The following is a 2,487-nucleotide window of genomic DNA, read 5'->3' as shown; positions in this document are numbered from 1 at the left end:
GTAAGCGCTGTTGTGGGACCACCTTTCGGGAGTGGTCGCGATCTGTGAGGTTGCCGATCCTGTATTGGGATCGGAGATCGGCTTGTGTCTGGACTTGACCTTACGCTTGACCCGGATCGGCAGCCTCGGCGTTTCGAGGTGATCAACGGTGCCGGCGGTCGGCGTCATTGGTCGGTGGATGACAAGGCGCGGATCATCGCGGAGACGCTGGAGCCGAACGCAGTGGTTTCCGAGGTCGCCCGCCGGTATGGCCTCAGGCCGCAGCAGGTCTTCGCCTGGCGCCGCGAAGCGCGCAAACAGGCCGCTTCGGTGCAGCAAGATTCTCCTGCCTTCGTGCCGGCGGTTGTGACGGCGGCGGAGCCTGTAGCCAGGCATCCACCGAAGCAGCGGAAACGGCAAGCCACTCGAGACGCCGGCATGATCGAGCTTGAGATCGACGGCGTCGCGATGCGCGTTGGCCGGGGCGCCGATACCAAGACGGTGGCCGCAGTGATCCGCGCGCTGAAGGCGACGTCGTGATCGGGCCGACGGGTGCGGTCAAGGTCATGGTGGCGACGAAGCCGGTCGACTTCCGCAAGGGCGCGGAGGGGCTGGCGGCGCTGGTGCGAGAGACGATGGGGGCCGATCCGTTCAGCGGGGCCGTCTACGTCTTCCGGGCGAAGCGGACTGACCGGATCAAGCTGATCTTCTGGGACGGCACCGGGGTCTGCCTCTATGCCAAGCGTTTGGAGGATGGGGAGTTCCGCTGGCCGAAAGTACATGACGGCATGATGCGGCTGACGGCCGCGCAGCTCTCGGCGCTACTCGAAGGTCTCGACTGGCGGCGCGTCCATGAGGCGCGCCGGACCCGCGTTCCAGCCCAGGCCGGCTGACCTGCGACGAAGTGAATCAGCCTGGATTCCGCTGTCGCGGGCTGTCGTCGAATATGGTCTGATCCGGTCATGGCGATGACTGCTGACCAGCTTCCCGACGATCCGGACGCGCTGAAGGCGATGATCCTGGCGCGCGACGTCGAGAACGCCCGGCTGATCCAAATCATCAAGGAATTGCAGCGCCACCGCTTCGGCCGGCGTGCCGAGACGCTGCCCGAAGACCAGCTTCTGCTGGGGCTTGAGGAAGCCGAACAGATCGAGGCGGCCGGTGAGGAAGAGCAGGCACAGACCGCTCTTGGCGAACGTCAGGCGCGTGTCGCAAAGCGCCGAGCGAACCGGGGCGCGCTGCCACCCCATCTGCCGCGCGTGGAGATGGTTATCGACATCGAGGATCAAGCCTGCCCGTGCTGCCGCAATGGTCTGCATCGCATCGGCGAGGACGTGAGCGAGCGGCTCGACATCGTGCCGGCGCAGCTGCGTGTGATCGTCGTGCGGCGACCAAAATATGCCTGCCGCGCCTGTGAGGATGTGGTCGTTCAGGCTGCCGCGCCGGCCCGGCTGATCGAGGGTGGTCTTCCGACCGAAGCGACGGTCGCCCAGGTCCTGGTCTCCAAATACGCCGATCACCTGCCGCTCTATCGTCAGGCGCAGATCTATGCCCGGCAAGGCATCAATCTCGATCGCTCCACGCTCGCCGACTGGGTCGGCCGCGCCGCCTGGCACCTGCGTCCGGTGCATGAGCGGCTGCTTGGCAAATTGAAGTCCTCGCCAAAACTCTTCGCCGACGAGACGACCGCGCCGGTGCTCGATCCCGGCCGAGGCAAGACCAAGACCGGGCAGCTCTGGGCCTATGCGCGTGACGATCGGCCATGGCAGGGAGCCGACCCGCCGGGCGTTGCCTATGTCTACGCACCCGACCGGAAGGCCGAGCGTCCGATCGCTCATCTCGCAGGCTTCACTGGAATCCTGCAGGTCGACGGCTATGGCGGCTATCGTGTGCTGGCCGACAAGAGCGGCGTGACGCTCGCCTTCTGCTGGGCGCACGTTCGCCGGCGGTTCTATGAATTGGCCGTGTCCGGACCGGCGCCGATCGCCGGCGAGGCGCTGAGACGGATCGCCGAGCTCTACAGAATAGAGGATGATATCCGCGGCCGATCGGCCGATGAACGCCGTGCGGTACGTCGGGAAAATAGCCGTGCCATTGTCGCCGATCTTGAACTCTGGCTACGCGAGAAGCTCGGCCTGATCAGCCAGAAGACAAAGCTCGCCGAGGCGATCCGCTACACGCTCTCGCGCTGGCAAGGCCTGACACGCTTCCTTGACGACGGCCGCATCGAGATCGACAGCAACACCGTCGAACGCTCAATCCGCCCGATCGCGCTCAACCGCAAGAACGCGCTCTTCGCTGGCTCGGACGGAGGTGCCGAACACTGGGCGATTATTGCGTCGCTGATCGAAACCTGCAAACTCAACGCTGTCGAGCCACTCGGCTATCTCGCCGACGTACTCACCAGGATCGTCAACGGCCATCCGAACAGCCAGATCGACGACCTGCTGCCTTGGGCCTATATCCGGGTCCCTGAACTCAGGGCCGTGGCCTGAGAACACCGCTTAC

Annotated in this window: 3 protein-coding genes; all 3 read left to right on the top strand. The window is 65.1% G+C overall.

The annotated features are described in order from the left end of the window. Positions 1-84 precede the first annotated feature (84 nt). Positions 85-519, top strand: coding sequence for an IS66-like element accessory protein TnpA (gene tnpA / locus NKI70_RS33720; protein WP_352480690.1), 435 nt, complete (start codon positions 85-87; stop codon positions 517-519). Continuing rightward, on the top strand, positions 516-872 hold the full coding sequence (gene tnpB / locus NKI70_RS33715; protein ID WP_023709031.1) for an IS66 family insertion sequence element accessory protein TnpB: 357 nt from the start codon (positions 516-518) through the stop codon (positions 870-872). The genes tnpA and tnpB overlap by 4 nt, the downstream gene beginning before the upstream one ends. Before the next feature lie 69 nt (positions 873-941). Next, entirely contained in the window at positions 942-2,474 is a 1,533-nt protein-coding gene (tnpC, locus tag NKI70_RS33710; RefSeq protein WP_352726428.1) for an IS66 family transposase, read from the top strand. The last annotated feature ends 13 nt before the right edge of the window (positions 2,475-2,487 follow it).

The organism is Mesorhizobium sp. M0500 (assembly GCF_040321165.1).
Classification (GTDB): domain Bacteria; phylum Pseudomonadota; class Alphaproteobacteria; order Rhizobiales; family Rhizobiaceae; genus Mesorhizobium.
Note: the sequence above shows the minus strand (reverse complement) of the source record. Positions and strands in the feature narration are given on the sequence as shown.